Origin of the sequence: Mucilaginibacter polytrichastri (genome assembly GCF_001911425.1) — a bacterium.
GTDB lineage: Bacteria > Bacteroidota > Bacteroidia > Sphingobacteriales > Sphingobacteriaceae > Mucilaginibacter > Mucilaginibacter polytrichastri.
In genome coordinates, this window is the sequence record NZ_MPPL01000001.1 from 3,939,898 (window position 1) to 3,966,680 (window position 26,783).

At 41.9% G+C, this 26,783-nt stretch carries 27 protein-coding genes; 9 read left to right on the forward strand and 18 right to left on the reverse strand.

The window, feature by feature from the left end:
• Positions 1-33: 33 nt before the first annotated feature.
• Together RG47T_RS16675 and RG47T_RS16680 are read right to left on the reverse strand one after the other, a co-directional pair.
• A complete protein-coding gene (locus RG47T_RS16675; RefSeq protein WP_074490523.1) occupies positions 34-960 on the reverse strand; it encodes a ParB/RepB/Spo0J family partition protein in 927 nt (308 codons plus the stop codon).
• A 6-nt stretch (positions 961-966) separates the two neighbouring features.
• Positions 967-1,770: a ParA family protein gene (locus RG47T_RS16680; protein WP_074490524.1), complete on the reverse strand. Its 804-nt coding sequence runs from the start codon at positions 1,768-1,770 to the stop codon at positions 967-969.
• Between the two features lie 156 nt (positions 1,771-1,926).
• On the opposite strand from RG47T_RS16680, the gene RG47T_RS16685 reads away from it, so the two are divergent.
• The 3 genes from RG47T_RS16685 (at position 1,927) to RG47T_RS16695 (ending at position 6,260) form a co-directional block, all read left to right on the forward strand.
• The gene (locus tag RG47T_RS16685) at positions 1,927-2,448 is read left to right on the forward strand and encodes an NADPH-dependent FMN reductase (RefSeq protein ID WP_074490525.1); all 522 of its coding nucleotides are present in this window, start codon (positions 1,927-1,929) and stop codon (positions 2,446-2,448) included.
• A gap of 85 nt (positions 2,449-2,533) precedes the next feature.
• Positions 2,534-3,784: a hypothetical protein gene (locus tag RG47T_RS16690; protein ID WP_074490526.1), complete on the forward strand. Its 1,251-nt coding sequence runs from the start codon at positions 2,534-2,536 to the stop codon at positions 3,782-3,784.
• A gap of 391 nt (positions 3,785-4,175) precedes the next feature.
• Positions 4,176-6,260, forward strand: coding sequence for a TonB-dependent receptor (locus tag RG47T_RS16695; protein ID WP_074490527.1), 2,085 nt, complete (start codon positions 4,176-4,178; stop codon positions 6,258-6,260).
• Between the two features lie 123 nt (positions 6,261-6,383).
• Here the strand turns inward: RG47T_RS16695 and RG47T_RS16700 are convergent, their stop codons facing one another.
• Positions 6,384-7,310 (reverse strand): cobalamin-binding protein, encoded by a 927-nt coding sequence (locus tag RG47T_RS16700; protein WP_074490528.1) that lies wholly within the window; start codon positions 7,308-7,310, stop codon positions 6,384-6,386.
• Positions 7,311-7,405: 95 nt separating this feature from the next.
• Between RG47T_RS16700 and RG47T_RS16705 the strand changes: the two genes are divergently transcribed.
• Complete coding sequence (locus tag RG47T_RS16705) at positions 7,406-8,032, forward strand: LysE family transporter (protein ID WP_074490529.1); 627 nt, start codon at positions 7,406-7,408, stop codon at positions 8,030-8,032.
• Here RG47T_RS16705 and RG47T_RS16710 read toward each other — a convergent pair.
• The 8 genes from RG47T_RS16710 to RG47T_RS16745 form a co-directional block, all read right to left on the reverse strand.
• Complete coding sequence (locus RG47T_RS16710) at positions 8,029-9,084, reverse strand: DUF2157 domain-containing protein (RefSeq protein WP_074490530.1); 1,056 nt, start codon at positions 9,082-9,084, stop codon at positions 8,029-8,031. The genes RG47T_RS16705 and RG47T_RS16710 overlap by 4 nt on opposite strands.
• Before the next feature lie 111 nt (positions 9,085-9,195).
• Positions 9,196-10,122, reverse strand: a complete 927-nt coding sequence (locus tag RG47T_RS16715) for a bifunctional riboflavin kinase/FAD synthetase (RefSeq protein WP_074490531.1) — start codon at positions 10,120-10,122, stop codon at positions 9,196-9,198.
• 17 nt (positions 10,123-10,139) lie between these two features.
• A complete protein-coding gene (truB, locus tag RG47T_RS16720) occupies positions 10,140-10,859 on the reverse strand; it encodes a tRNA pseudouridine(55) synthase TruB (RefSeq protein ID WP_074490532.1) in 720 nt (239 codons plus the stop codon).
• Between the two features lie 453 nt (positions 10,860-11,312).
• Entirely contained in the window at positions 11,313-12,107 is a 795-nt protein-coding gene (locus tag RG47T_RS16725) for an undecaprenyl-diphosphate phosphatase (RefSeq protein WP_074490533.1), read from the reverse strand.
• A gap of 3 nt (positions 12,108-12,110) precedes the next feature.
• Positions 12,111-12,380, reverse strand: a complete 270-nt coding sequence (locus RG47T_RS16730; protein ID WP_074490534.1) for a DUF3098 domain-containing protein — start codon at positions 12,378-12,380, stop codon at positions 12,111-12,113.
• Between the two features lie 6 nt (positions 12,381-12,386).
• The gene (locus tag RG47T_RS16735; protein ID WP_074490535.1) at positions 12,387-13,265 is read right to left on the reverse strand and encodes a cell division protein FtsX; all 879 of its coding nucleotides are present in this window, start codon (positions 13,263-13,265) and stop codon (positions 12,387-12,389) included.
• 163 nt (positions 13,266-13,428) lie between these two features.
• Positions 13,429-13,749 (reverse strand): hypothetical protein, encoded by a 321-nt coding sequence (locus RG47T_RS16740; RefSeq protein ID WP_074490536.1) that lies wholly within the window; start codon positions 13,747-13,749, stop codon positions 13,429-13,431.
• Positions 13,750-13,838: 89 nt separating this feature from the next.
• Positions 13,839-14,171, reverse strand: coding sequence for a hypothetical protein (locus RG47T_RS16745; RefSeq protein ID WP_074490537.1), 333 nt, complete (start codon positions 14,169-14,171; stop codon positions 13,839-13,841).
• 146 nt (positions 14,172-14,317) lie between these two features.
• Between RG47T_RS16745 and RG47T_RS16750 the strand changes: the two genes are divergently transcribed.
• Positions 14,318-14,521: a hypothetical protein gene (locus tag RG47T_RS16750; protein WP_074490538.1), complete on the forward strand. Its 204-nt coding sequence runs from the start codon at positions 14,318-14,320 to the stop codon at positions 14,519-14,521.
• Positions 14,522-14,573: 52 nt separating this feature from the next.
• Here RG47T_RS16750 and RG47T_RS16755 read toward each other — a convergent pair whose 3' ends face one another.
• Positions 14,574-16,373 carry an ABC transporter ATP-binding protein gene (locus RG47T_RS16755; RefSeq protein ID WP_074490539.1) on the reverse strand — a complete coding sequence of 600 codons (1,800 nt, stop codon included), beginning with the start codon at positions 16,371-16,373 and terminating at the stop codon, positions 14,574-14,576.
• Positions 16,374-16,464: 91 nt separating this feature from the next.
• Entirely contained in the window at positions 16,465-17,238 is a 774-nt protein-coding gene (gene truA, locus RG47T_RS16760; protein WP_074490540.1) for a tRNA pseudouridine(38-40) synthase TruA, read from the reverse strand.
• 83 nt (positions 17,239-17,321) lie between these two features.
• On the opposite strand from truA, the gene RG47T_RS16765 reads away from it, so the two are divergent.
• From RG47T_RS16765 to RG47T_RS16780, 3 genes are all read left to right on the forward strand, one after another.
• Positions 17,322-17,789 (forward strand): DUF4293 domain-containing protein, encoded by a 468-nt coding sequence (locus tag RG47T_RS16765; protein WP_074490541.1) that lies wholly within the window; start codon positions 17,322-17,324, stop codon positions 17,787-17,789.
• 127 nt (positions 17,790-17,916) lie between these two features.
• Positions 17,917-19,788, forward strand: coding sequence for a DEAD/DEAH box helicase (locus RG47T_RS16770; protein WP_074493536.1), 1,872 nt, complete (start codon positions 17,917-17,919; stop codon positions 19,786-19,788).
• Positions 19,789-20,149: 361 nt separating this feature from the next.
• A protein-coding gene (locus RG47T_RS16780; RefSeq protein ID WP_139302423.1) for an IS3 family transposase occupies positions 20,150-21,402 on the forward strand; the annotation gives its coding sequence in 2 pieces (ribosomal slippage) (positions 20,150-20,504 and positions 20,504-21,402; 1,254 coding nt in all).
• A 55-nt stretch (positions 21,403-21,457) separates the two neighbouring features.
• On the opposite strand, the gene RG47T_RS16785 is transcribed toward RG47T_RS16780, so the two are convergent.
• From RG47T_RS16785 to RG47T_RS16805, 5 genes are all read right to left on the reverse strand, one after another.
• Entirely contained in the window at positions 21,458-21,778 is a 321-nt protein-coding gene (locus RG47T_RS16785; protein ID WP_074490542.1) for a hypothetical protein, read from the reverse strand.
• Positions 21,779-21,823: 45 nt separating this feature from the next.
• On the reverse strand, positions 21,824-22,147 hold the full coding sequence (locus RG47T_RS16790) for a hypothetical protein (protein WP_074490543.1): 324 nt from the start codon (positions 22,145-22,147) through the stop codon (positions 21,824-21,826).
• A 25-nt stretch (positions 22,148-22,172) separates the two neighbouring features.
• Positions 22,173-23,177, reverse strand: a complete 1,005-nt coding sequence (locus RG47T_RS16795; protein ID WP_074490544.1) for an NAD(P)H-dependent glycerol-3-phosphate dehydrogenase — start codon at positions 23,175-23,177, stop codon at positions 22,173-22,175.
• 67 nt (positions 23,178-23,244) lie between these two features.
• Entirely contained in the window at positions 23,245-24,591 is a 1,347-nt protein-coding gene (locus RG47T_RS16800) for an efflux RND transporter periplasmic adaptor subunit (protein ID WP_074490545.1), read from the reverse strand.
• Between the two features lie 25 nt (positions 24,592-24,616).
• The gene (locus RG47T_RS16805; RefSeq protein ID WP_074490546.1) at positions 24,617-26,056 is read right to left on the reverse strand and encodes a TolC family protein; all 1,440 of its coding nucleotides are present in this window, start codon (positions 26,054-26,056) and stop codon (positions 24,617-24,619) included.
• Positions 26,057-26,145: 89 nt separating this feature from the next.
• Between RG47T_RS16805 and RG47T_RS16810 the strand changes: the two genes are divergently transcribed.
• On the forward strand, positions 26,146-26,772 hold the full coding sequence (locus RG47T_RS16810) for a polysaccharide deacetylase family protein (RefSeq protein ID WP_074490547.1): 627 nt from the start codon (positions 26,146-26,148) through the stop codon (positions 26,770-26,772).
• Positions 26,773-26,783: the final 11 nt, after the last annotated feature.

Sequence of the window (26,783 nt, forward strand, 5' to 3'; positions counted from 1 at the left end):
CTAAAGCGAAAAGGATGAAACAAATACGCATATTTACCAATCCAGCATTTCGAGTATACGATGCAGGTCGTCGGCCGATAGAAAGGGGATCTCAATGGCACCTTTACCTTTCGGGTCAACTTTAAGCTGTACGCGCGTGCTAAATTTCGAGGCCAAATCGTCCTGTATTTTTTTCATCTGAAATGATAGTCCGGCCGTTGCAGCTTTGCTCTCCTTTTTCTCGGGTGCTTTTTGCATGGCACGCACCAACTCCTCTACCTTACGTACAGACAAACCCTGCTCAATAATTTGCTGGTTGATATATAACTGCCTTGTAGGGTCATTTATTGTAATGAGTGCTTTGGCATGGCCCATGGTTACCTGCCCGTCGCGGATGGCAGCCTGTATAGCAGGCGGTAATCTTAACAAGCGCAGGTAATTGGTTACAGTCGATCGGTTTTTGCTTACACGCTCGCCCAGCTCCTCCTGCTTTAAATTACACTCATCCAGCATCCGCTGAAAACTTAACGCCACCTCAATGGCATTCAGGTTTTCGCGTTGTATATTTTCTATCAAAGCCATTTCCAGCATTTGCTGGTCATTGGCCGACCGTACATAGGCTGGGATATGTTTTAAACCTGCCAGTTTAGAGGCACGTAAACGGCGCTCGCCCGATATCAGTTGATAATGGTGCGCGCTAACGCGGCGTACAGTAATAGGCTGTATTAATCCCTGTAATTTTATCGAATCTGATAGCTCCTGCAATGCTTCGGCCTCAAAATCTGTACGGGGCTGAAACGGGTTTACCTCAATCTCGTTGATATTGATCTCGTTTACAGAACCGGCACCGGCCAGGTCGCTGTCAGAAACCACATTGTGCTGCTGCGGCTGATGCCTGTTAATGGTCTGGGCGGTATCAGTTGTATCATCCAGCAGGGCGCTTAATCCTCTTCCTAATGCTCTTTTTTTATCTGCGCTCATTTTTTATTATACAGTTTCTGATGTTACCGTGCCTGTCTTTTTAACAATACCATTTTTTTTAATGATCTCGCGCGCCAGGTTTAAATAGTTAATAGCACCCTTACAGGTGGCATCGTGCATAATTACAGATACACCAAAACTCGGGGCCTCGCTTAAACGGGTATTACGCTGTATAATGGTATCAAATACCAGGTTCTCAAAGTGCGTACGCACTTCTTCAACCACCTGGTTAGATAGGCGCAAACGCACATCGTACATGGTTAGCAATATACCTTCGATATCCAGCTTGGTGTTTAAGCGGTTTTGTACAATTTTAATGGTGTTTAACAATTTACCCAAACCCTCTAATGCAAAGTACTCGCATTGCACCGGTATAATTACCGAATTGGCGGCTGTTAGCGCATTAATAGTAATTAAACCCAGAGAAGGTGAACAATCAATAATGATAAAGTCGTACTCATCATTTAGCTTGGCCAGTACTTCTTTCATTTTGTACTCGCGGCCATCCAGGTTAATCATCTCTATCTCGGCACCTACCAGGTCAATATGGGCAGGCAGCAGATCAAGGTTAGGAGTATCTGTTTTTTGTATCGCCTCGTGCGGATCAATATCATTGATAATGCACTCGTAGATACTATTTTTAATAGTACGGGGGTCAAAACCTATGCCTGATGTTGAGTTGGCCTGCGGGTCTGCATCAACCAATAATGTTTTATATTCCAGCACAGCCAAACTTGCTGCCAGATTGATAGATGAAGTGGTTTTACCTACCCCACCTTTTTGATTGGCTAACGCAATAATCTTACTCATTATCAATACTCAAAGTTTATAATTAAAACCATCCGGGTTATCAACAGATAAAATCAAATATTTTATAATTTCGCACTGTTTTAACCGGGGTTAAAGATACAAATTTAAACAATTAGGCAGGCAATCCCGTTCTCTTAACTTACAAACAATCCACAAATGATAACTATTGTTGCAGCAACCAACAGGCCCGGCAGTTCAACACTTAAACTGGCTAACTATTATAAGCGTTTACTGGCTGAAAAGGGCATTGATGCCGGCATTTTATCATTGATGGACCTGCCCGATAATATTATTGTGAGCGACCTGTATGGTAAGCGCAGCACGCAATTTGAACCCATACAACAGCTCATCGATCAAACCGATAAATTTTTATTTATCATCCCCGAGTATAACGGCAGTTTCCCGGGTGTGCTTAAAGTTTTTATGGATGCATGCGATTTTCCGAATAGCTTTTATGAGAAAAAAGCGGCATTAGTAGGCATCTCGTCGGGCAAGTATGGCAACATACGCGGGGTAGATCATTTTGTGGGGGTATGTAACTATATGCACCTGCACGTTTACCCGCTCCGCATCCATATCCCTGCCATACGCCAGGAAATTAACGCCGATGGCAACCTGCACATGGAAGATACTTTGAAATTTACTAACGAGCAGATAGATAAGTTTGTAGCATTTTAAGCGTAGTGGTAAAATTTAAGTGCATTAAATAATTATTGGAATACATTATATCCAATTGTTATCTTCGGCTGCACTTAAACTTATCATGAAATATTTATATCATTTAGCAATTCTATTTATTGCCCTGCCCCTATTATCTAACGCTCAAAGCAATTACAAACCAGGCTACATTGTTACCGCCAAAGGCGACACGCTGCGTGGGTTAATTGATTACCAGGATTGGGAAGGCAGCCCTAAATTATTCAGGTTCAAAGCCAATTCCACTGCAAATGCGCAACGATTTACAGCTATCAACACCAGTTATGTTGAGATAAGCCAGCTTGATGCTTATCAAAAATACCAGATCAATATCAGCACTGATATTACAGACATCCAGCACCTCGAAACGTTTAGAGATACGAGTTTCAGGACTGATACTGTATTTCTAAAAATCTTGCAAAAAGGAAAAAACATAGTGCTTTATTCTTTTACCGACCATTTAAAAACCCGCTTTTTTGTTAAAGAAACCGCATCTGAGAAACCGCCTTATGAACTAATTTACAAAATATACAAACGCGATTTTAAGACATTTAATGACAATACATATGTTAAACAACTTTTTGACTTAGCTGCCGAATTTAAAAACGATAACGAAGTAGCTGCAACAAGCATCGAGCATGCTGAGTACAAAAAAGAAGATATTTTAAAAGCGGCTTCTGCCATTAATAATATTTCACCGGCAGAGTATAAACTCAAGTATGAAGACAAAACAAGAGTATTGTTTTTTGCCGGGACTGGTGCCAGCTTAGCGACTTTTCAGTTAAGCTCTGTACAGGCAAGCAGCAAACTAAATAACACCTCCGTAATGCCGATGATTACCGCCGGTATTGATATTATTGCTAACCCGGCCACAAGCAGATTCTTTTTTAGGGTAGAGGCGGCAATAACCCAAGATAAGTTTAAAGAAGCATTCCCGAATGCTACCTCACCATACTATCCGCTCGATTATTCGTTTTCATTAATTGGTGTTAGCATAATACCTCAATTTGTTTACAATGCTTATAACACCGAAAACTTTAAGCTATACTTAAGTCCGGGCGTACAGATAGCATTTTTAAGCGAAAAAGATGCACATTATAACCAGATAAATGGGGGTACAATTACACCAATAGATCCACTGCTAGTGTTTAATACCGTTGCAGCAACAGTTGCGCTTAAGGCTGGCGCAAAAATAAATAAGCGATTTGATATTTCGGGAAGCTACCAGTTACCAACTACTTTAACCAGGGCTAGAAATGGCAAAATAGACCTTAACTCAATATTTATTGGGGTAAATTATTATTTCGGTAAAAATTAATATTATGTAATTCCAATAACAAAGTTTCTGCATCAACTCAGAAACTTTGTTATTTCAGGCATTTTCAGAATAAAAAAACAATCGGGTTAATTTATTTTAATCAAAGTAAATTTTAACCATTTAAGATACGTTACGATCATTAAACTAATTTATTACAATAAGTCTGCTTACTGCCTGCTTGCATAGAAACCCGACCCAAGCAAGTATAGCGGTAATAAAAGATGGCAGTTATTGATTGCTGACGATCCGGATAATAAAATTTGGAAAGTGAGTGCGTCGCAACGATAGTCGGGACAGTGTGACGGTACAGCCCCGCTCACTGTAAAACAATTGTTGCCTCCCAAAATATCCCGATACTATTAAAAAAGGGCTATTTTTGCTCATACCACGCATGAACAAACTTTACTTCGCCCTATCCCTATTAAATATTTGTGCACTAAGCCTTAGCGCCCAAAATAAAAAGCCAGCCCCCAAACCCGATAGTATACATATCCTGCAACCCGTTGTTGTACGTGGCTATTTATCACAACAGGCTGTGTTGAGTATACCAGCTTCGGTGGCGGTGATTACTCCGGCCCAATTAAAATTACAGGCCGACAATTCGCTGGTAAGCACCATGAACACCATACCAGGGGTGCGGATGGAAGAACGTACGCCGGGGAGTTACCGGTTATCTATCCGCGGCAGTTTGTTGCGGTCGCCATTTGGCGTGCGGGATGTAAAGGTTTATTTTGACGAGATCCCATTGACAGATGCAGGTGGAAATACTTACCTAAATGCACTCGATTTTAACAGCATTAAAAGTATAGAAGTTTTAAAAGGGCCTGATGGCAGCTTGTTTGGTGCAAACTCTGGCGGGGTTGTTATTATTAACCCTATAAACCGCTATACCGATAGTAATCAAGTAGCCGTTGGCCTTAATGGGGGCTCTTACGGCTTATTTCACGAGCACATGGCCGTTGATGAAGGCAATGCCACCAACCGTTTTACCTTGAGCCAGGCGTACCAAACCTATGACGGTTACCGCGACCACAGCTATATGCAAAGGCATTACATACAGGCTACAGACCAGTGGAAATATTTGCCCCATAACACACTAAGGGCTATTGCTTTTTACAGCGATTTGAACTACCAAACACCGGGCGGGTTAACGCTGGCACAATTTAATGCCAACCCGCAAGCATCGCGGTATGCTACGGCTACCTTGCCGAGCGCCATTACGCAAAATATTGGCATTAGCACCAAAATGATACTAGGCGGGCTGGTTAATGAGGCGCATATTACCGATCACCTGCGTAACGTAACTTCGGTATTTGGCAACCATGTTGATTTTAGTAACCCCTTTATTACTAATTACGAACAGCGAAACGAGAACACTTTTGGCCTGCGCAGTTATTTTGAACTAAGCGGCACCCCCAAACCCAATTACGATTGGAAGCTGAACCTGGGCCTGGAATGGCAGCAAACCAACTCGGACATTAACAATTACGGCAACAGAAAAGGCATCAAAGACACTACGCAAACTTCCGACCGAATCAATACCAATCAGCATTTCTTTTTTGCACGTTATGCGGCCAATTTGTTTAAACGCCTCCATGCCGAAGCTGCCGTGAGTATCAATTATTACAAATACAGTTTCAAAAATAACTATCCGTTGCACCAAACCGGTTTTACCAATCGCGATTTTACGCCGGAGTGGATGCCAAGGTTAGCGCTATCGTACCAGATCACCAATAACTTTATCTGGCGGGCATCAGTAAGTCGCGGATATTCTACCCCTACCACAGCCGAAGTAAGGCCGACTGACAATGTAATTAATACTGCCTTGAATGCCCAGGATGGCATCAACTACGAAACCGGGTTCCGCATCCGCGATAGTTATGATCGCTTTTCGCTGGATGCCTCTGTATTTTACTATCACTTGCGCAACGCCATTGTACGCCAGCTGCACCCCGATGAAACCGAGTATTACATTAATGCCGGAGGCACCAAACAACCGGGCTTAGAACTTAACGGTACTGCGTGGATCATTAAACAAAATACAGGTAGCTTTATCAGGGGCTTACAACTAAAGGAGGCGCTTACGTTAAGCAAATTTACTTTTAGCGATTACCACGTAGCGGGGGCCAATTACAGCGGCAACAAGCTAACCGGCGTACCGGCACAGGTAAGTGTAACCAGCCTGCAAGTTTTACTTCCGCAACGTTTCAACGTATTTGTTCAGCATAATTATACTTCGCAACTGCCACTTAATGATGGTAACACGGTATATGCAGGCCATTACAACCTGATGCAAGCCAAAGCCTCATGGACGTGGCTAATAGCCGCTAAAACGAAACTGGAAATATACGCAGGAGCAGATAATCTGTTAAACCAGAAATATAGTTTGGGTAATGATTTAAACGCCGTGGGCAATCGTTACTATAATGCCGCGCCTTTGCGGAATTATTATGGGGGAGTGAATTTGCTGCTTTAAGAGGTTATACGTTGACTAGTACATTGCAAGGAGAAACGCAAGCCTCTGGCGCATACGTCCGCTTGTAACTTTATACATGTCACAAGCGGTTGCGCCAGAGAGTGTTCATATTATGTCTAACGTTTACATATCAAACTTAATCCACCCGTTACCTTCGTACCCAAAAATAAACTGTTTCGGGTTGATGATCTCGGCGAGGATCTCTATCGAATCCACAATCCTTGGGCCGGGGCGGTTAAAGTATTGGTTACCGTCGGCTATGTAAACGCGGTTATTTTTTACGGCTTTCAGTTCGGCAAAGCCTGGTTGCTCTAACAAGATGCCTACTTCTTTCATAGTACGCTCGATAGAAAACCCGCAAGGCATCAGCACGATGATCTCCGGATCGGTCAACCTAATGTCAACCCACTCTATATAGGGCGAATGCTTGCCCGCCTCAGCCAATATAGAAGTCCCTCCGGCAATATCAATCAGTTCGGGGATCCAATTGCCGGATACCATCATGGGTTCCAGCCACTCAATGCAAGCTACGGTAGGTTTATTTTCGGCAAATTTTAGCTTGTGTTTAATAATGTCAACCCGCTCTTGTAGTTCCTCTACCAAAATAGCTCCTCTTTCGGCCACATTTAATGCCGCTGCTACGTTTTCTATATCGGCAAAGATGTCATTTAGCTTTTGCGGTTCGAGCGAGATGATCTGGGCGGGTTTATCGAGGTAATTTACTAAAGCCTGCTCAACTTCTGTTAGCGATACGGCACAAACCTCGCACTGTGCCTGGGTAATAACCACATCGGGTTGCAACTCCTTTATCTTTTCGCGGTTAACTGTATATACAGATAAGGCATCGCTTAAAATCTCTTTCACCCGTTTATCAATCTCCAAGCTACTTAAATTATGATCCATATTGGCATCCGAACAGATGGGTAACTGTGCTACGCCTTCGGGGAAATCGCACTCGTGCGAGCGCCCAACCAGGTTTTGCTGCAGGCCCAGGGCGCAAACAATTTCTGTTGCGGCGGGTAGCAGGGATATAATTTTTTGATCGGCCATGGTATTGATAAACAAGATTGCAAAGAAAGTGCAAAATCAATTCATATAAAATATTGTTTACATAAAGTTTAAAAACCTGTTATAACTTTGACCGAATGATTTTTTTAACCTTCTTTATCGGGCTGATAGCAAATTTTATTGGTTACATCCCCCCTGGCAACATTAACCTTACCCTGGTACAGCTTACCATTAACCGCGGTATTAAGCAGGCATTGCAGTTTATAACGGCATTTTCATGCGTCGAATTTTTCTTTACCTACTTTATAATGCACGCTGCCGACTGGCTGCACCAGCAGATGCACCTGGATACGATTATTGATTTTGTGATGATCGTGCTGTTTGGCACAATGGGTATTATAACCTGGATACACCGTAACCAACCTGCTAAAACCAATTATTCTGATAAAGAAAGTATTAAATACGGCATTTTGCTTGGCTTTTTAAACCCTATGCAAATCCCTTTCTGGCTAATAGCAGGTACGTATGTAATTACGCACGAGTGGATTGTAGATGGCAAACTGGGGCTTTTTGTTTTTAGTGTAGGCTCTGCAGCGGGTGCATTTCTCTGCTTGTTTATATATGCCAAATTCGCGAAATATATTCAGGAAAAATTTGCTTTAAGTACTAAGGTTATTAATGTAAGTATCGCTTTGCTATTCTTTGCTTTTGCAGCATACCACATTATAAAACAGGTATATTTATTAGTGTTTAAGCACCATTAATCGAGCGATACCTCTTTGCTTTTTATATTCCAGATCCTCTCTGCCTTGCGGCCTATAAGCCAGAACGAGGCAGCCAGTATAGCGAAGAACAAGGTTTTATTGGTATGATCCCAAAAGTACTCGAAGTATTTGGTGTAGATAAATATCAGTAAAAAAGTAATGCCAAACTCGCGGGCTATTACATCTTTTACTTTTAAGCCGTAAAGCAAGAAACCAGCTGCAACAGCAGCCGAGATGATGCCCCAGTAAAATAAACTGATCTGTTTTACATGCCACCAGCTATCTATATTGCCATAGTTACCAAAGATGCTGAGCATCCAAAGCGATAAAAATAAGTAAAGTAACCCAGCCACATAAGTAAGCTCATTAAACCGGTTAAACCACTTTTGGCGCCTTAAAACACCGCATGCCAGTACCAGTAAAGCCCCGAACACCACAAAACGCAGCGGATAGTTCATGCCCAGAAAATAATCGCTCCAACGGGTTTGATAGCCGGTTTCTGTACCAAACCAGCTGCCCAGCGAGATAAGTGAAAAAAGCCAGATGAGCCGCGAATCCATGCGCCAGCCTAAAAAGCCATATACAAAAATAGATACCAGGAATAAAAGAGAATAATGGCCGGAACCATTGTCGAATGTTTTGCCCAGATAAGCAATACAACAGGCGGTAAATAATATGCCGGTAAAAACTACGGCCTCGTTACTGAAAATACGCTCCGGAGTCAATCGCTCGAGCCTGTGCCCCCAAAAGAACAGAAAAGCTGCAGCCGCGCCCGATAATATACTAATTACGATATCTGGGGTATAATACAGGTTTTTGAGCATGTTAATTACCGCATCGTTAACAATGAGGTAGCAAAAAGATGCCCCGCCGCAAACCAGCGCTATCCAAAATGAATATTTAGCCAGCCGCATCCAGTCGAACCCTTTTACTTCGTAAGAGTGGCGGAGCTTTTCGGCAGTTGCGCCATCAACCAGGTTATCTTTTTCCCAAACTTCAATAGCCCGGTTCAGAAATTCACTTTCCTGTTTATCGAGGTTAAGTTTGGGCATGGATCGTTTTCGGTTATTAGGTTATTGAGTTATTGGTGCTTATCAAATATAACACTCTTCATATTATATTAACATATTGCTCAAGGTTTCGTTTTATAACCTAATAACTTATTAACTCAATAACTTCATCACATTAACTTTATCCTTACCCAACTGCACCACCAGTTCGTCCAGCGAATCAAATTTCACATCGCCACGTACAAAATAGTAGAAATCCATACGGATGGTTTGGTTGTAAATTTCTTCGTTGAAATTAAAGATGTTAACCTCGATATTGCGCGTCATCCCGTTAATAGTGGGCCGCTGACCAATATAGGCCATGCCTTTATAAATAACTCCGTCTATGTGCACCTTAACAGCGAAAATACCGTCGCCGGGTATCAGTTTGTATTTTTCTTCTACCAAAAGGTTTGCCGTGGGATAGCCCAGTTGCCTGCCCAATTGGTCGCCTTTAATTACTTTACCGGTAATGTAAAACGGATAGCCTAAAAACTCGTTGGCTAACTCAATTTTATCGTGCAGCAATGCTTCGCGGATGCGGGTTGAGCTCACAGCCACATCGTTAATATCCTGTTCGGGAATCTCCATTACCTCGAAATCATAATCGGGGGCCAAGCGTTGCAAATCAGCCAGGCCGCCCTGGCGGTCTTTACCAAAGCGGTGGTCATAACCGATCACAATTTTTTTGGTCCCTATCTTTTTCACCAGCACTTCGCGAATGTATTCTTCGGCTGTCTGATTAGAGAAATCGCGGGAAAACGGGGTAATAATAAGGTGGTCTACCCCTAGCTCTTCCATTAGAGCTGCCTTTTCGGCAATGGTGGTAATCAGTTTTAAATTCTGATCTTCCGGGTGCAGGATCATGCGCGGATGCGGAAAAAAAGTCAGGATAACCGATTCTCCCCCGATCTCATCGGCCAGTTCTTTAAGCCGTTTAATTATTTTGCGGTGCCCCAGGTGTACCCCATCAAAAGTACCGATGGTTACTACTGCATTTTTTACCGGCTCAAATTCATCAATGTGATGATATAGTTTCATAGATAGCAACAAAGATATTATTTAACAGCTTCGGGCTGCACTTTAAGGCTGCGGATATTATTAACCAATTCCATTACCTCAAACGCATCTTCGATACGAAAATTACCACTACGGGTACGGCGCAATTTAGACAGATAAGCACCATTATTCAAGGCCCTGCCAAAATCATAAACCAATGAGCGGATATAGGTTCCCTTACTGCAAACTACCCTAAATTCTACCTCTGGTAGGTTAATAGCCGTAATCTCGAACGCACTGATGGTAACAAACCGCAACCGGCGTTCTACCTCTTCGCCCCTGCGGGCTTTTTCGTACAAACGTTCTCCATCTATTTTAATGGCCGAATGTGCTGGTGGGTATTGTTGTATATCGCCGGTAAACTGTTTGGTAGCATTGTAAATGGCCTCTTCGGTAATTGTGGCGGTGTCGAAAGTTCCGTCAACCTCCGTCTCCATATCGTATGATGGCGTAGTAGCGCCCAGCACCAATGTACCTGTATATTCTTTTTCCTCAGCCTGAAAGGTATCTATCTGCTTGGTCATTTTACCGGTGCACACAATAAGTAAGCCGGTCGCCAGCGGATCTAGTGTACCCGCGTGACCAACCTTTAACTTCAAAGGTTTAAATGAGTTACGGATCTTGCCTACCACATCAAAGCTTGTCCAGCTGTAAGGTTTGTTAATAAGCAGCAGTTTTCCCTGGGCAAACTCTTCGAGGGTTATGTTGAAATTCTCCAATCGTAATTTTCTGTAAAATGCAAAGGTAGTTATTAGAATCAAGAGATAAGACGATAATTCTGCCCTTCCCCTCACTCGTCATTGAGGTACGAAGCCATCTCAGACCGACTAGCACTACCCATAATACTGCACAATCCGTTTTTCATTAGGAAAGGCATTGCTGTAATGATGGTCGGTGGATGTTACTTTCTTTTTCTCTCAAAAATAAAGTAACGCAAAGAAAAAGTCGTGACTGCTCAATTTTCTATTGAAGGGTGTGCTGAGGCCTGTGTTGTGCCCGAAAATTAAGATGCCACAATTTTAGTTTATTGAGGGTTCCTTAAAGCAGTTTTAAAGCCCTTCTCCTAATGGAGAGAGGTTGGGGTGAGGCACTAAAAAGAGGCACAAAGTTTTGTGCCTCTACGTAATATTTTTTGTCTTGTCTCTTGTTTCTGGCCTCTTGGCTCTGGTAGCTTAAATCACCTGCAAGCTATGGCCCGAAAGATAAACGGCAATAATAAAGCCACCTACAATAATGCGGTAGAAACCGAATAGCTTGAACCCTCTTTTCTCTAAAAAAGTAATAAAGGTTTTGATAGCCAGCAAGGCTACAATAAACGCAATAACGTTACCTATAGCCAGTAATTTAATTTCTTCGCCGGTAAAAATGTGGCCTTCTTTGTGGAAATCCCAAAGCTTTTTAGCGGTGGCAGCAAACATGGTTGGTACGGCTAAAAAGAAAGAAAATTCGGCAGCAGCGGTACGCGTTAGCTTTTGCGACATGCCACCCACAATACTGGCAGCAGAACGGGATACACCCGGGATCATAGCCAAACATTGGAATACACCTATTTTTAAAGCAGTTGGCTTATCAATCTGGCTTTCTTCTGTTACGGTAGGTTTGTTAAACCATTTATCTACAAATAGCAATACAATACCACCTACAAACAGGGTGATACCTACGGTAAGCGCACTTTCTAATAAAGCATCAATTTTTTTGGCGAATAGCAAACCAAAAATTGCAGCCGGAATAAATGCCACCAACAGCTTTACATAAAAATCTATCGACCGCAAAAACCTTTTGTAGTATAAAACCACAACCGATAATATAGCCCCTAACTGAATGGCCACGGTAAATAGTTTAACAAAATCATTAGATGCAATACCCATTACAGATGATGCAATGATCATATGGCCAGTTGATGAAACGGGTAGAAACTCTGTTAACCCTTCAATAATTGCCAGGATAATAACGTGGATTAAATTCATGCCTTATTTAACTGAGGGCTTTTTAAGGATAGCATAAAAACCTAAGCCAAAACCGGCTAATACAACCAATGGTGCAATCACAATTTTGGTGGTGTTGTAAATATCGGTAGTACCACTCATCAGTACAAAACCCAATGCCACTACCAAAGCACTTGCGGCCAGTAAAATGTAATTGCTTTTTTCGAAAATAAATTGTACCGGCTGAATGTTCTCCGTGGTTTTGGTTGTTGATGTACCTGCTGTTCTAGCTGTACCTGTATACTTTTGTGCCATAATTACTTATCTGTATAGGTCGTATATTTTTAAACGTAAAAATCTGTTTACTGCCAGGAAGGTGCTTAAACCGGCTATTAAAACACCCAAGCCAATTACTCCTAAAAATACAATACCAAATTCGGTATAGTTTTGCAGGATAACCAAATCTGGAATTTGCCTGATGGCCAGGTATAAAGTACCTACCAATATGATGATAGCAATTAATGCCCCCAGCAAACCATGCCATATACCATAAAGCAAAAATGGCTTGCGGATAAAGGATTTGGTGGCGCCCACCAGTTGCATTGATTTAATCAGAAAACGCTGCGAGTAAATAGCCAACCGAATGGTATTATTTATTAGCGCCACTGATACTACCACAAATATGCCTGCAAAAACAAGGATGATGAGGGTGATAGACGCCAGGTTCTGGTTCATTTTATCAACCAGAGGCGCCTGGTAATTCACTTCCTTTACCAGCGGATTTTTTAGCAGTTCTGCTTTAAAAGCAGCGATATCTGCATTGTTGGCGTGTTCTGCCTTCAGGTAAACGTCTATAGATTCTGACAGCGGGTTAACCCCCAGAAACTTGATAAAATCTTCGCCCAGGTCTTTCTGCATTTTGCGGGCAGCAAGTTCTTTACTTACATATTGGGTTTGCTTTACAAAAGGGTGGCTGTCCAGTTGTTTCTGCAATTGCAGTACATCGGTTTCGCGGGTGGTTTCGTCCACATATACGTTTACCACGATGTTTTCTTTCACGTAGCGCGAAAGGTTATTAGCATGAACCAGTATCAAACCCAGTAAGCCAACCATTAATAATACCATGGCAATACCAAATACAGTTGATATGTAAATGGCTTTTGTTTTTTTGGCCGACGAGCTTGCTTCAAATTCTTCCATAAATGCGCTTTGATTTGCAAAAATACAATTCCGGGTATAAAGGTAAAATTTTATCCCTATTTATTGCTTTTGCAGCCAAGTAAGTAAACCGTTTTAACACGATTTAACAAAAATTAACGTGCTAATTTTACACCCACTATACCTTTTTATAACTTCTGCATCACTAGTTATGCAGAAGCTGCTTATAAATAAGTACAAAATTTGAAGTGGTGCCACGCTTTATGATGTTTGATGCCGAAGTACTCAATACCCAACCGTGCCGGGCCATATAATTAAGAATATCATCTACAGCATCAAATTGCATAGCCTCTTTATTTTTACCCTGCCTGGTGGCAACATCATCTATAGCTACTTCGTACTTTGCGCCAACCGGGTATACATACACCAAACAAAACTTTTCTCTTTGCAGGCTTTGGGTTAAATCTGTTTGTGCCAGGGCATAAAATGGCGAAGCTAACAGCAAGAGGTTGAACATCTTTTTCATAGGGGTATTAAACTGTGATTTGCTGTAAGACAGACCCCGGCACAAAAAGTAAAAAATCTTTATTGTAATATATTTGTGGCAATTACCACTTAAAATTCGCGCTTATAGATCAAATGCGTACTACTTGATCCCTGCCATACTTCCGAATAAGAGGTAACCAGTACCCAGCCAAGTTTAGCCATGTAATTTAATATATTCACCATGGTTGGAAATTTCATATTATCGCCATTAGCGTCTTTTAATACTGGTGGCTGAATAGATTTTCCATGTCCATCATCTATCATTATGACATACTTGCCACCAAATGCATATCTAAACTGCACATCGCAGAATTCTTCTTTCTGCTTGTACTTTAAAGAATCAGTTTGGGCGAAGCAATAGATTGGGGCTACTAATAATAGTAATATCAATATTTTTTTCATGGGGTAAATATTTTATACTGCTATTTATCAATAAGATATGATGATAATGTAAGTTTAATGTTAATTATCCAATTGATATTTTCGGCACGCAATCGCTTATATAAACAAATGCACATGCTTATGGGTTATTACACAAAACACTACCCATGACAAAGCCAGCAAACGACCCGCAAAAACCATCGCCATCAGATACGCCAACCGACAGGCCGGATGATAATGGACATAAAAGCGTTGTAAAAAAAGAAGATAAAGAATACCATGAAGACAATGCCGACTTTGGCAACGTTGATAAACAACGCCGCAATGACGAAGAACCGGTAACCCCGATTACAACGCCGCCAACTAAGTAATTATCTGTTGTCGGTTGTCGGGCTTATCTTACTGACAACCAATAACCGACAACTAACGCGAAATTCCTGCCGAGTTAAATTGCAGATCGTACAGTTTGCGGTAGAAACCGTTAGGGATTCTTAGTAACTCCTGGTGGGTACCCATTTCCTTGATCTCGCCATGATCTAAAACGATGATCTTATCGGCCTTTTGGATGGTCGACAAGCGATGGGCAATTACAATTGCTGTACGACCCTCCATTAGCTTGTTAATGGCATTCTGGATCAGGATTTCTGTTTCGGTATCTACCGATGATGTGGCCTCGTCCAAAACCAATATAGCCGGATTATACACCAACGCCCGGATAAAAGAGATTAATTGGGCCTGCCCTGCCGAGAGGGTTGCACCACGCTCCATTACGTTATAATGGTAACCGCCGGGTAAACGTTCAATAAATTCGTGCGCGCCCACATCTTTGGCAGCTTTAATAATCTCTTCTAAGGTTATATCTGGGTTATTGAGGCTGATATTATTGGCAATGGTATCTGAAAATAAGAACACATCCTGTATCACCGTGGCAATCTTCGACCGTAAAAAGCCGGTTTCATACTCCTGCAGGTTTACGCCATCTACCTTTACCTCGCCCTTCCCTATCTCATAAAAACGGTTCAGGATATTAATGGTTGATGATTTACCTGCACCTGTAGCACCAACAAGGGCTAGCGTTTCGCCCGGTTTTATGTGGAAGCTGATATCTTTCAGTACCCAGTTCTCCTCGTTGTAAGCAAACCATACTTTATTAAATTCGATGTCGCCTTCAATAGGTCCGGCTTTTATATGGCCGGTATTTATGGCCACCTCGTCGGTATCCAGCACTTTAAAAATCCTGTCGGCACCTACCATACCCATTTGCAGGGTATTAAATTTATCTGCCAGCTGGCGTATAGGGCGAAACAATAAGTTAAGCAACGATATAAAAGCAACAATCAGCCCCGGCGTAACGCCATGTTTAGATGCCGACATCGAAGCCAGTTCGCCATCTGATAAGATCCGCTTACAGCCATACCAAACCAGCAGGCCCATACATACGGCAAACAAAATTTCAACCACCGGGAAAAAGATAGAGTAATACCAATTGGAGCGAATGTTGGCATCGCGGTATTTACGGTTTACATCCATAAATTTGCGCATCTCCTGGTCTTCGCGGGCAAAATACTGGATTATACTTACGCCCGAGATATGCTCCTGCAAAAAGGTATTGAGTTGTGATACCTGCGTACGCACTTCCTGAAACGAGGTTTTTATCGCCTCTTTAAATATATAAGTAGCCAGAAAGAGGAATGGCATCGGGATTAGCGTAATCAGCGTGAGCTTCCAGTCCTCTATAAGCATGTATATTACAATGGCAATCACCAGTAGTAAATCGCCGGCTATAGAGATCAGGCCTTCGGAAAAGATATCGGCAATGGTTTCCAGGTCTGATACCGTACGGGTAATCAGCATCCCGATAGGCGTTTTATCAAAATATTTTAAACGCAGGCTAATAATGTGGTTAAATACATCCATCCGCAAATCTTTAATTACAGATTGCCCCAGTGCGTTGGTTAAATAGGTTTGGTAATACTGTGCAATGGTTTGTATCACCAGTTGGCTAACCATCAGCCCTACCATTAAAACCAGCCCGTTATAATCGCCCACCACAATATAATTATCCAGCGTACGCTGAATAAGGATGGGCTGCACCAATGCAATTACTGCTAAAAATATGGTTAGGAAAGCAGACAGCGCAAACGTAAGCTTGTATGGCTTTACGTAGTGCATTACCCGCCGCATTAATCGCCAGTCGATGGCATTTCCGGTTACTGTACTCATTCTTGTGTTCGTTTCCCTCACACAGAGACAAGAAACGAGAACCAAGAGCCAGGATTTTTCTATCTTGATTCTTGATTCCCGTCTCTTGTTTCTATTTCCCCTTTAGGGAGCTAGGGGGCAAATATGGATAAACTACTTCTGTTAAATATAAACCGCAGGCAGGCACAGATGTTCCGGCTTTACTGCGGTTTTTGCTTTCTATAATTTGCCTGATGGCTTCGGGTTCAATTTCCCTTTTGCCCACCATGAGCAGGGTTCCTACAATAGCCCTTACCATATTACGTAAAAAACGGTCGGCAGAGATATGAAAAATTAAACTGCCGTCGGCTGCCTCTCCCCATTCGGCACGGCTTATTTTGCAGTTGTTGGTAAATACCTGCGTATTTGATTTGCTAAAACAGCTAAAATCGATGTACTCCATCATAATCATCGCCCCTTCGTTCATCAATTCCATATCGGGCTTGTCTCTCAGCAGCCACGAATAGTTGAGCTTAAAAGGATCTTTATGAAAATGGATATGATATTCGTACGACCGCAGCGTGGCATCAAACCGGGCATGCGCTTCGGGATGTACCGGGATGATACGCTTAACAGCGATATCATAAGGCAGCAAAGCGTTGAGAGATCTGATTTCGAATTTCGGATTCTCACTTTCAGAATCGATATCTAAATGCGCAAAAAACTCCGTTGCATGCACCCCGGTATCGGTACGGCCGCAACCCAAAGTTTCAACAGGATGCCTCAACAACGTAGTTAAAGCATGGTTAAGCACTTGCTGAACCGCTATAGCATTAGGCTGTATTTGCCAGCCGTGATAATTGGTACCGTTGTAGGCAAGTTCAATAAAATAACGTTGTTGGGCCACGGGCGCAAAGTTAATAAACCCTTAGCGATGCCCGCTTATGTTTTAGTGAAACAAATATTATCTTTGCAGCTCTTAATACAACTATGATACAAAGAATACAATCTATATACCTGCTAATTGCCGGCCTTTTAATTTTTGCGCTTTACTTGTTTCCGCTTGCGCACAATGTTTTGTTAAATGGTATCCCAACCACCATTTCGGTTACCGGGCTATACCAAAACGTTAATGGCCAGGATGTGCATACCGAAGTATTTGTAGCTTTAACTGCCGTAACAGGTATTATTGGGTTAATACCTTTAATTGTAATATTCTTATACAAGAACCGCAAAAAGCAAGTTACCTTTTGCTACAGCGCTATATTGGTTATTATAGGTTATAGCTTCTGGATGGCACAAACCGTAAAGGCAGTTACCGGCGGCATAACCATTGGCACCAACAACATGGGCATAGGCTTATTTTTATCGAGCGTTAGCATTTTAATGTTGATACTAGCTGCCAAAGCCATACAAAGAGATGAGAAATTGGTGCGTTCTGCAGATAGGCTAAGATAATATCCCTCAAAGCGTCAAATAGTTACGCGGTTGAATAGATATTTTGCAACAAGCATTGCATATCAAATTTAAATAACGTACCTTTGCACCCGATTTGGCGATGTTGCCAAGTTCGTTATTTAAATTCATGAACAACCCATTTATTGAACTGGGAATCCGTCATGACATTGTTAATGCCATTAGCGAGTTAGGCTTTACCGCCCCAACTCCAATACAGGAAGCTTCTATTCCTGTACTATTGTCTGGCAGCAACGATTTTGTCGGATTAGCCCAAACGGGAACCGGAAAAACGGCTGCATTCGGACTGCCTCTACTAGAATTAATTGATTTCGAAGAAAATCATCCACAAGCACTTATCCTTTGCCCTACACGCGAACTGTGTCTGCAAATTGCAAGTGATTTGAAAAACTACGCCAAAAATATGCCTAACGTTAACGTTGTGGCTGTTTATGGTGGCACAAGCATTATGGACCAACTGCGCAGTATTAAGCGTGGTGTTCAGATCGTGGTTGCTACCCCGGGCCGTATGTTGGATATTATCGGCCGCAAAGCGATTGATTTTTCTGATATACGTTATGTAGTATTAGACGAAGCAGACGAAATGCTGAATATGGGATTTAAGGAAGATATCGATGAGATTCTTTCTACAACCCCTGCAGAAAAGAAAACATGGTTGTTTTCTGCCACTATGCCGCCAGAAGTTAGGCGCATAGCTAAAAAATACATGACCGATCCGCATGAACTTACCATGGGTAAGCAAAACACCGGAAACGTTAACATTGAGCACGAGTACTATGTTGTACGTGCCCGCGACAAATACGCTGCTTTTAAACGTATTGTTGATTTTAACCCTGATATTTTTGGTATCGTATTTTGCCGTACTAAAATAGAAACTCAGGAAATTGCTGAATCACTGATTAAAGACGGTTACAACGCCGATGCTTTACATGGTGACTTATCACAGCAACAACGCGATAAGGTAATGAAACGTTACCGCGAGCGCAGCCTGCAATTGTTAATTGCTACAGACGTTGCCGCACGTGGTATTGACGTTAATGATGTAACACACGTTATTAACTACTCGTTACCGGATGAAATTGAGAACTACACCCACCGTAGCGGCCGTACAGCCCGTGCAGGTAAAACAGGTGTATCTATCGCTATCATCAACTCAAAAGAATTAGGCAAAATTCGCCAGATTGAAAGAGTTATTGGTAAAAGCTTTATTAAAGCCGAAATACCTAATGGCTTTGATGTTTGCGAAAAACAATTATTCTCACTTATTCACAAAGTACACAATGTAACTGTGAATGAAAGCCAGATTGAGCAATACATCCCACGTATTATGGATGAGTTTGCCGACCTGACCAAAGAAGATCTGATTAAACGTTTTGCATCTTTAGAGTTTAACCGCTTTTTAGAATATTACAAAAACGCTCCTGATTTGAATGCTCCTGAAGAGGCTCGTTTCAGAGAAAGAGATGGTGCAACAGGCGAACGCTTTGTGCGTGGCAACAATGGTGAATTTACCAGGTTGTTTATTAATTTAGGTTCTGTTGATGGGTTTGGCCGTGGCGAAATGCTTGGTTACATCTGTAACAACACCGGTATAGTTGGCCGTACAGTTGGTAAAATTGATGTAAAGGGTGTTTACTCTTTCTTTGAGGTTGCTAATGCTGATAAGGAAACTGTAATGAACGCTTTTAAATCGATCGAATACAAAGGCCGTGAGGTTCGCATAGAAATATCTGGCGATGACCGTCCTGAAGGAGGCAATCGTCGCGAAGGTGGCTCTGGTGGTGGTTACCAACGTCGCGAAGGAGGTGGTGGCGGCGGCTTCAGAGGCAATCGTCGTGAAGGTGGTGCTGGCGGTGGCGGTGGTTACCAACGTCGCGAAGGCGGTGCTGGTGGCGAAAGAAGCGCTAGTGGCGGTGGTGGTTTCAGAGATTTCTCTGGCAAACGTCGCGAAGATCGTTCAGAACGCCGTAACCGTAGCTAATACGCTTAAGTTCGCAATAAAATTTTAGTTTTAGTTTAGTTAGTTAAAGCCTTCCGGAGTAATCCGGAGGGCTTTTGTGTTATACGGGTAAATGTTTCGATTTTTTTTATAAAATATCTGGGGATGCTGTAACGAAAATTGCGGCGCAGGCGTCTTAGTGGTAAGAAGCTAAAGAAATGCTGATAATGAGGGTTTCAGAAATTTCTTTAAGCAAAATAGTATAATCGTATTAATACGCTTACACACATCATAAAAATTTTAGTCTTAGTTTAGTTAGTTAAGGCCTTTTGGAGCAATCCGGGAGGCCTTTTATATCACCTTGTCTCGTCCTGAAAAAAGTTGACTAAAATATAGTCAACAAATGGAAAGTCAAAGAATTAAATCAAAACATGTAAGCCCGGGCGGGCGCTACAGTTTATCGTTCAAAAAGAAAGTTGTTCAGGAATATGAACGAGGGTTTTTGAACAAAGATCAGTTACAAGCCAAATATGGTTTAGGCGGCAATTCAGTGATATTGCAATGGTGCCGTAAGTATGGTAAATTGCACCATCCTGAAAAAGGTGCATTAGGCCGGCCGATGAAAGATCCACAAAAACAACGTATCAAAGACCTGGAGAAGCAACTGGAAGAAGCCAAGCTTAAATTAGTGGCTTACGAGAAATTGATTGAGATTGCTGAAAAGGAAGATGGCATAAACATCTTAAAAAAAGACGGCGCCAAACAATCAGTGAGCTTGCCAAAATGTATCCAAGAAAAGTAAGTATGTTTTGCGTATTGTTTGGCCTGAGTAAACAGGCTTACTATAAACAGATTAAGCAACGACAAGAGAAGATTATTTTACGCAAACAGGCCAGAGCATCGGTCTTGCAATTACGCAGAAGTATGCCGCGATTAGGCACACGCAAACTTCACTATTTGCTAAAAGAAAATAATGTCTTGATAGGCAGGGATTATCTATTTGACCTGCTTCGGGACGAAGGGTTGCTTGTTTTAAAACGGAAAAGGTATACTTTAACGACTAACTCAAAACACTGGTTGCGCAAATATCCTAATCTGATCAAAGAGATGCTCATTGTTCGTCCTGAACAGCTTTGGGTAGCCGATATTACCTACCTGGATGCAAAGGATGGCAATCTGTATCTTCATTTAATTACAGATGCCTATTCCAAACGCATTATGGGATATGAACTCTGCAACAACATGGAAGCAGCTTCAACACTTAAAGCCTTACAAATGGCTATTGAGAACCGGCAATATAAAAGTAATGTGTTGATACATCATTCAGACCGCGGTTTACAGTATTGCAGTAAGCTTTATACATCTTGTCTTATTCGAAATGGAATAAGAATATCTATGACAGAAAATGGTGACCCTTATGAAAATGCTATTGCCGAACGAGTAAATGGTATTCTGAAAGATGAGTTCGGCCTGTCAGATCAAATGGAGGATCTTATAGACGCCTCATTGCAAACCGACCAAAGTATAGTTACTTATAATAATCAAAGACCACACCTAAGCTGCAGTATGCTTACACCAAAGCAAATGCACAACCAGCAAGCCATCAAACTAAGGACATACAACAAAAAAGCTCAAACATCTTTAGTGGATGTTTGAGCTTTTTTATCAATGTTTGTGCAATCAAAAAATAGTCAACCTATTTCAGGACTACTCACCTGGTAAATTCTACAGTGGCAGAATCGGGATAACGCAATTTAAGCTGATGCTCATCCAGGTGCTCAATAGCAAAGCGGGTATAAGGCTGGTTGCCTTCAAAAGAAGTGTAAATGGTATCGCCCTTTAAAAAATAATCTTCGGGCGCAGGTGGGTTATGGTCAACCACAAATTCATTGTCGGTTATTTTTAAACCTGTTTTACCGTCTTTAGATCGCCAGTTGCCTTTTAGCTTGCTTTGGGTATTGCCTGCGCAGGCAACGCCAAACAGCACAATAGCAAAAGTAAAATGGATAATAATTAAGGCAACGTTTTTCATGGGAAAGTTAAAAGAAGCCGGGCCGTTAAAGGCCCGGCTTGAGTATTACATTTTATGATGTTCCATATCTTTTTTATCCATCAACTGTGCCCTCTTTTGATAAACACGGTGGCCTCTTTTATTTACATAATAATATTGCGATTTTTTATTGATGTAAATGGTTTCGCCATTGGGTCCGCATTTGCCTTTATATTTTTTGTCTATAATTGCCGATGATCCTTTAGAGGCTACTTCTGAGGTTTTATGGCCTACAGCTGTAGCGGCATGGCCAACGCTATGTTCTGCTTTTTTTACATCACTTTGCGCATATGATTGTGCTGCACAAAACATAGCACCTGCTAACAGTAAGGGTCTGAATAAGATTTTCATAGTGTCTGACTTTTTATTTCAGAAACTAACTCAATTGTCCTGCCAAATGTTGCATTTGGGGCACAGGTGCCTTTTTTTTATATAAAATGGCATAAACAGCCTCACATATAGGCATGTTAACCTTGTACTGTTTATTAACCTGGTGTAGGCAATTTACTGCATAATATCCCTCGGCAATCATATTCATTTCCAGCTGGGCAGATTTTACGGTATAACCCTTCCCTATCATATTGCCAAAGGTACGGTTACGGCTAAACTGTGAATAGGCAGTTACCAGTAAATCGCCCAGGTAGGCCGATTCTTTAATATCGCGGTTAATTGGGTGCACAACAGCAACAAAGCGCTCCAGCTCGCGGATGGCGTTTGAGATAAGCACCGCCTGAAAATTATCGCCATAACCAATGCCGTGGCAAATACCACTGGCAATAGCATAAATATTTTTAAGCACTGCAGCCCACTCGGTACCATAAATATCGTCTGACACGATGGTGCGGATGTAACGTGTACTAATAAGCCCGGCAAAACGTGCAGCCAGTTCCAAATCGCCGGATGCAATGGTTAAATAGGATAGTTTTTCCAGTGCCACCTCCTCGGCATGGCAGGGCCCGCTTAATACCAGAAAATGCGCAAACGGAATATGGTAATGCTGATTTAAAAATTCACCCATAATCTGGTTTTCATCGGGCACAATACCCTTAATGGCCGATACGATGAATTTCCCTTGCAGATCGGCAGGTGTAATACCTGTTAATGCCTCTTTTAAAAAAGCAGCAGGCACATTAAGCACAATAAAATCAGCCGCGCTGATAATGTGTTTTATATCTGTGGATATATGATGCTTCGGCAACCTGATCTCTACCGAGCTCAGGTAATTGGGGTTGTGATTAAATTCGCGTATATGGCCTACGGCATCAGCATTGCGCATCCACCAAAAAATCTCTTTCTCTGCTGTATTATCAGCAAGCATTTTGATGTTTGCTGTAGCCCAGCTGCCACCACCAATAACTGCTATTTTGTTTCGGGTATCCATTAAATAAAAAGTCCTGCAAGAACCAATTTGTTCTTGCAGGACAAAATAAAAAAATATTACCCAGTTATTAGTTATCTTTCCCTTTATTATCCGAACTAAATAGTTTCGACTTATCAACCTTCTCTACATCCATCTTATCTTTCAATGTTTTAGAGATAGCAGCGTATGGCCCCGAAACCACCTCATCGCCATCTTTAAGGCCGCTGAGTATTTGTATGTTGGTATCATCCTGTATACCGGTGGTAACCGCAACCTGCGCTACTTTACCCGCTTTGTATACAAAAACATATTCTTTGGTAATGCTGCCTATCTTTTTCTTATCGGTACTGTTATCGTCGGCCTTCTTCATGCCATTATCTTTCTTCTCTTCGCGGGTGGTGACAGACTGGATAGGTACAGATAGTGCATGCGTGTGGTTGGTTTGCACATCAACGGTAGCCGTTAACCCCGGGCGGAACGGCGAGTGCCCATTAACGCTTTTGTTGATCAAATCCTTATATGAATCGGGGTTGATCCGTACCTTAACCGTAAAGTTGGTTACCTGGTCGGCGTTTGTACCTACCACGTTGGCCGAACTGCCAATTTCATAAACAACACCGTTAAAGGTTTTACCGCTAAAAGCGTCTATCTCAATTTTAGACGAATCGCCTGTGTGTACGCGGTTAATATCATTTTCATTAACATCAACGTTAACATCCATTTTGCTCAGGTCGGATATGGTCATAATTTCGGTACCGGTCATTTGTGCCGTACCCACTACACGTTCGCCCTGTTCAATAGATAATTTAGATACCACACCATCAACCGGCGAATAAATGCTGGTTTTGGCCAGGTTATCCTGGGCTTCTTTTACAGATGCCTGAGATTGTGCCAAACCATAGCGCGAACCTACCACACTTTGTTTTAAAGCCTCGAGGTTGGCTTTAGCACCGGCATAATCAGCCTTGGCGGCATCAAATTCGGCAGCGGTAACTACTTTGTTTTCGTAAAGCTCTTTAGTACGTTTGTACTTGGCCTCAGAGTTAGCATAGTTAGCTTCTGACTGGTGCAGCATCTCGCTGGCGTTGCCAACGCTTGCCTTTTGGCTGTTGTAAGATGCTACCGCACGCTCGTAACCAGATTTTAAGATATCCGGGCGAATGCGGCAAAGCAGTTGACCTTTTTTAACAATATCACCCTCTTTGATGGGCAGTTCCACAACCTCGCCTGAAACTTCCGAACTGATCTTTACCTCTACCTCGGGTTTAATTTTACCGCTTGCAGATACCACTTCGTTAATATCACGTGCTGCTGCCTTTTCGGTAGCAACCTGTGTTTTATCCGGCTTACCGATAATACCCGTTGCTTTACCTATGATGATTAATACAATAAGTACTCCCAGAGTAATTAAAACGTATTTTGTAGTCTTTCCCATTATTAATTAAGGATTTTGATATTGTTTAAAGAGTTAGCGGATTTCCAAGATAATAATCGATCACCTTACTTCTGAAAATTAATTCATAGCGGGCCTGGATCATATCATTTTGTGATTTGTTTAAATTAGTAAGGGAGGTATTATAATCAAGCGAATTTACCAAACCTACATTGTAGCGTTGCTGGATAACGTTATAAGCATCCTTATTGGCTTGATAAGTTTGTATAGCCGACTGGTATTTTTTATCTGCCGCTTGTACATCCCACACAGCCTGGGTTATTGTTTTCGCCAGGGTATTCTTAGCCAATTGGGTGGTTACCTGTGCATTTTGATAATTTATCTTAGCCTTGCGTACAGTAGTACGTGCCAGAAAACGGCCAAAGATTGGAATTTGCAAATTAAGCCCGAAAGACTGATTAAAATTATTGCCAAACTGGTTAGTAAAACCGTATGACGGCGAAAATACAGGAACCTGCACCGGGCTTACAACGGGTGTGGTTGTGCCTTGTATCACACCTATTTGCTGAGTTGTTGTTACCGCACCTGTAACATTTTGCGCAATGCTCGAATAGTTAGATCCAATATTACCAAACATAGTAAGCGTTGGGTAATAGCCTCCTTTCGCTACTTTAATGGCCTGTTCATATACCTTTTGCTGGGTCTCTGCAAGTAATACATCGGGGTTTATTTTTAAAGCTGTACTAATTACATCCGGCGCATTATAAAGCGTTTTAACATCGGTAACCTTACTGATATCCGGCCTTTCGATCGCGATATTAGCGGCAGGGTCCATTTCCATATATTGCTTTAAGGTAAGCGTAGAAAGTTCAAGCTGATTCTGCGCATTAACTAAATTATAATCAGCGGTTGATAACTGAGCCTTAGCTTGCGACAGGTCTGCCAGGGTAGAGTTTCCTGCTTTAAAGGTTTTGTTCGTCCTATCCAACGTTATATTAGCAATATCTATTTGTTGTTTTGCAGCAGTTACCAGATCCTGGTTAGCCAATACTTGTAAAAAGATGGTTACTACGTTTAGTACGAGGTCATTTTTTACTTTGGCGGTACTGCCCTTGCTGGCATCGAGCGATAGCTTGTTTTGCAGTATCAAATTCCTTAACTGGCCACCCTGAAACAAAGTAAAAGCAGCCTGCGCCTGCCCGCTGATATATAAGAACGACTGGCTGGTATAAGAATACGTAGTTAAGTTAGCGCTGCGACCAAAGTTGTACGAACCTTGCGAACTACCGGTTAAACTGGGTAACTCATTATATTTCGATTGTTTGTAATCTTCGTTGGATAGCGCCTCGCTAAACTGTGCCTGTTTAATGGTTAGGTTACGGGTAAGTGCATAGTCAACAGCTTTTTCCAACGATATTTTTTCCTGGGCAAAGGCGGTGCTGCCAGAGATCAGGAATAACAGCAAACCCAGCGGTTTTATTTTTTTTAAAGTAAACAGGTGTTTCATAATGTTGTATTTACAATTTTGCACAAGTGCTTATATTGTATCCCCGAAATTTATTGTTAGAAGGTGGAACTAATTTAATTAATTTGTAAATGTACCTGGTTAAAACACCCTGGCTGCTTAAGCAATTTTATTCCGACTTATTGTGGAATGCTGATCGTGATAAGCGAATCATTTATTTAACGTTTGACGACGGCCCTATACCTGTTGTTACACCGTTTGTATTAAAAATTTTAAAACAGTACCAGGCCCAGGCCACATTCTTTTGTATTGGCGATAATATCCGCAAAAATCCTGATATTTTTGAGCAGATAAAAGCAGCCGGACACGCCATTGGGAATCACACCTTTCATCACCTTAAAGGGTGGATAACAGATGATGATACGTATATAAAAGATACGCAAGCCTGTGATGAGCTTGTACATTCAAATCTCTTTCGCCCGCCTTATGGGCGCATTAAAAAGTCGCAGGCAAAAAAGCTTAAAGGCCTGTATCCCGATTTAAAGATTATCATGTGGGATGTACTCAGCGGCGATTTTGATATGAGTATAGAACCGGAGAAGTGCTTGAACAACGTAATTAAGCATACCGAGAACGGATCAATCGTGGTTTTTCATGATAGTTTGAAAGCATTTAACCGGTTGGAATATGTGTTGCCGAGGGCGATGGAATATTGGAGTAAAAAAGGGTATCAATTCGAAGCCCTGGAAGAGAGGTAGAATTTTAAATG

What these genes read in the sequence shown, in the direction of transcription:
- RG47T_RS16715 (WP_074490531.1), bottom strand. Translation starts at nt 10,122, where the DNA reads ATGAAACTATATCATCACATTGATGAATTTGAGCCGGTAAAAAATGCA.
- RG47T_RS16755 (WP_074490539.1), bottom strand. Translation starts at nt 16,373, where the DNA reads ATGAGTACAGTAACCGGAAATGCCATCGACTGGCGATTAATGCGGCGG.
- RG47T_RS16700 (WP_074490528.1), bottom strand. Translation starts at nt 7,310, where the DNA reads ATGGCCGATCAAAAAATTATATCCCTGCTACCCGCCGCAACAGAAATT.
- RG47T_RS16790 (WP_074490543.1), bottom strand. Translation starts at nt 22,147, where the DNA reads ATGAAAATCTTATTCAGACCCTTACTGTTAGCAGGTGCTATGTTTTGT.
- RG47T_RS16705 (WP_074490529.1), top strand. Translation starts at nt 7,406, where the DNA reads ATGATTTTTTTAACCTTCTTTATCGGGCTGATAGCAAATTTTATTGGT.
- RG47T_RS16795 (WP_074490544.1), bottom strand. Translation starts at nt 23,177, where the DNA reads ATGGATACCCGAAACAAAATAGCAGTTATTGGTGGTGGCAGCTGGGCT.
- RG47T_RS16770 (WP_074493536.1), top strand. Translation starts at nt 17,917, where the DNA reads ATGAACAACCCATTTATTGAACTGGGAATCCGTCATGACATTGTTAAT.
- RG47T_RS16740 (WP_074490536.1), bottom strand. Translation starts at nt 13,749, where the DNA reads ATGAAAAAGATGTTCAACCTCTTGCTGTTAGCTTCGCCATTTTATGCC.
- RG47T_RS16785 (WP_074490542.1), bottom strand. Translation starts at nt 21,778, where the DNA reads ATGAAAAACGTTGCCTTAATTATTATCCATTTTACTTTTGCTATTGTG.
- RG47T_RS16745 (WP_074490537.1), bottom strand. Translation starts at nt 14,171, where the DNA reads ATGAAAAAAATATTGATATTACTATTATTAGTAGCCCCAATCTATTGC.
- RG47T_RS16735 (WP_074490535.1), bottom strand. Translation starts at nt 13,265, where the DNA reads ATGGAAGAATTTGAAGCAAGCTCGTCGGCCAAAAAAACAAAAGCCATT.
- RG47T_RS16805 (WP_074490546.1), bottom strand. Translation starts at nt 26,056, where the DNA reads ATGAAACACCTGTTTACTTTAAAAAAAATAAAACCGCTGGGTTTGCTG.
- RG47T_RS16765 (WP_074490541.1), top strand. Translation starts at nt 17,322, where the DNA reads ATGATACAAAGAATACAATCTATATACCTGCTAATTGCCGGCCTTTTA.
- RG47T_RS16680 (WP_074490524.1), bottom strand. Translation starts at nt 1,770, where the DNA reads ATGAGTAAGATTATTGCGTTAGCCAATCAAAAAGGTGGGGTAGGTAAA.
- RG47T_RS16675 (WP_074490523.1), bottom strand. Translation starts at nt 960, where the DNA reads ATGAGCGCAGATAAAAAAAGAGCATTAGGAAGAGGATTAAGCGCCCTG.
- RG47T_RS16710 (WP_074490530.1), bottom strand. Translation starts at nt 9,084, where the DNA reads ATGCCCAAACTTAACCTCGATAAACAGGAAAGTGAATTTCTGAACCGG.
- RG47T_RS16810 (WP_074490547.1), top strand. Translation starts at nt 26,146, where the DNA reads ATGTACCTGGTTAAAACACCCTGGCTGCTTAAGCAATTTTATTCCGAC.
- RG47T_RS16725 (WP_074490533.1), bottom strand. Translation starts at nt 12,107, where the DNA reads ATGAATTTAATCCACGTTATTATCCTGGCAATTATTGAAGGGTTAACA.
- RG47T_RS16685 (WP_074490525.1), top strand. Translation starts at nt 1,927, where the DNA reads ATGATAACTATTGTTGCAGCAACCAACAGGCCCGGCAGTTCAACACTT.
- RG47T_RS16730 (WP_074490534.1), bottom strand. Translation starts at nt 12,380, where the DNA reads ATGGCACAAAAGTATACAGGTACAGCTAGAACAGCAGGTACATCAACA.
- RG47T_RS16750 (WP_074490538.1), top strand. Translation starts at nt 14,318, where the DNA reads ATGACAAAGCCAGCAAACGACCCGCAAAAACCATCGCCATCAGATACG.
- RG47T_RS16695 (WP_074490527.1), top strand. Translation starts at nt 4,176, where the DNA reads ATGAACAAACTTTACTTCGCCCTATCCCTATTAAATATTTGTGCACTA.
- RG47T_RS16800 (WP_074490545.1), bottom strand. Translation starts at nt 24,591, where the DNA reads ATGGGAAAGACTACAAAATACGTTTTAATTACTCTGGGAGTACTTATT.
- RG47T_RS16690 (WP_074490526.1), top strand. Translation starts at nt 2,534, where the DNA reads ATGAAATATTTATATCATTTAGCAATTCTATTTATTGCCCTGCCCCTA.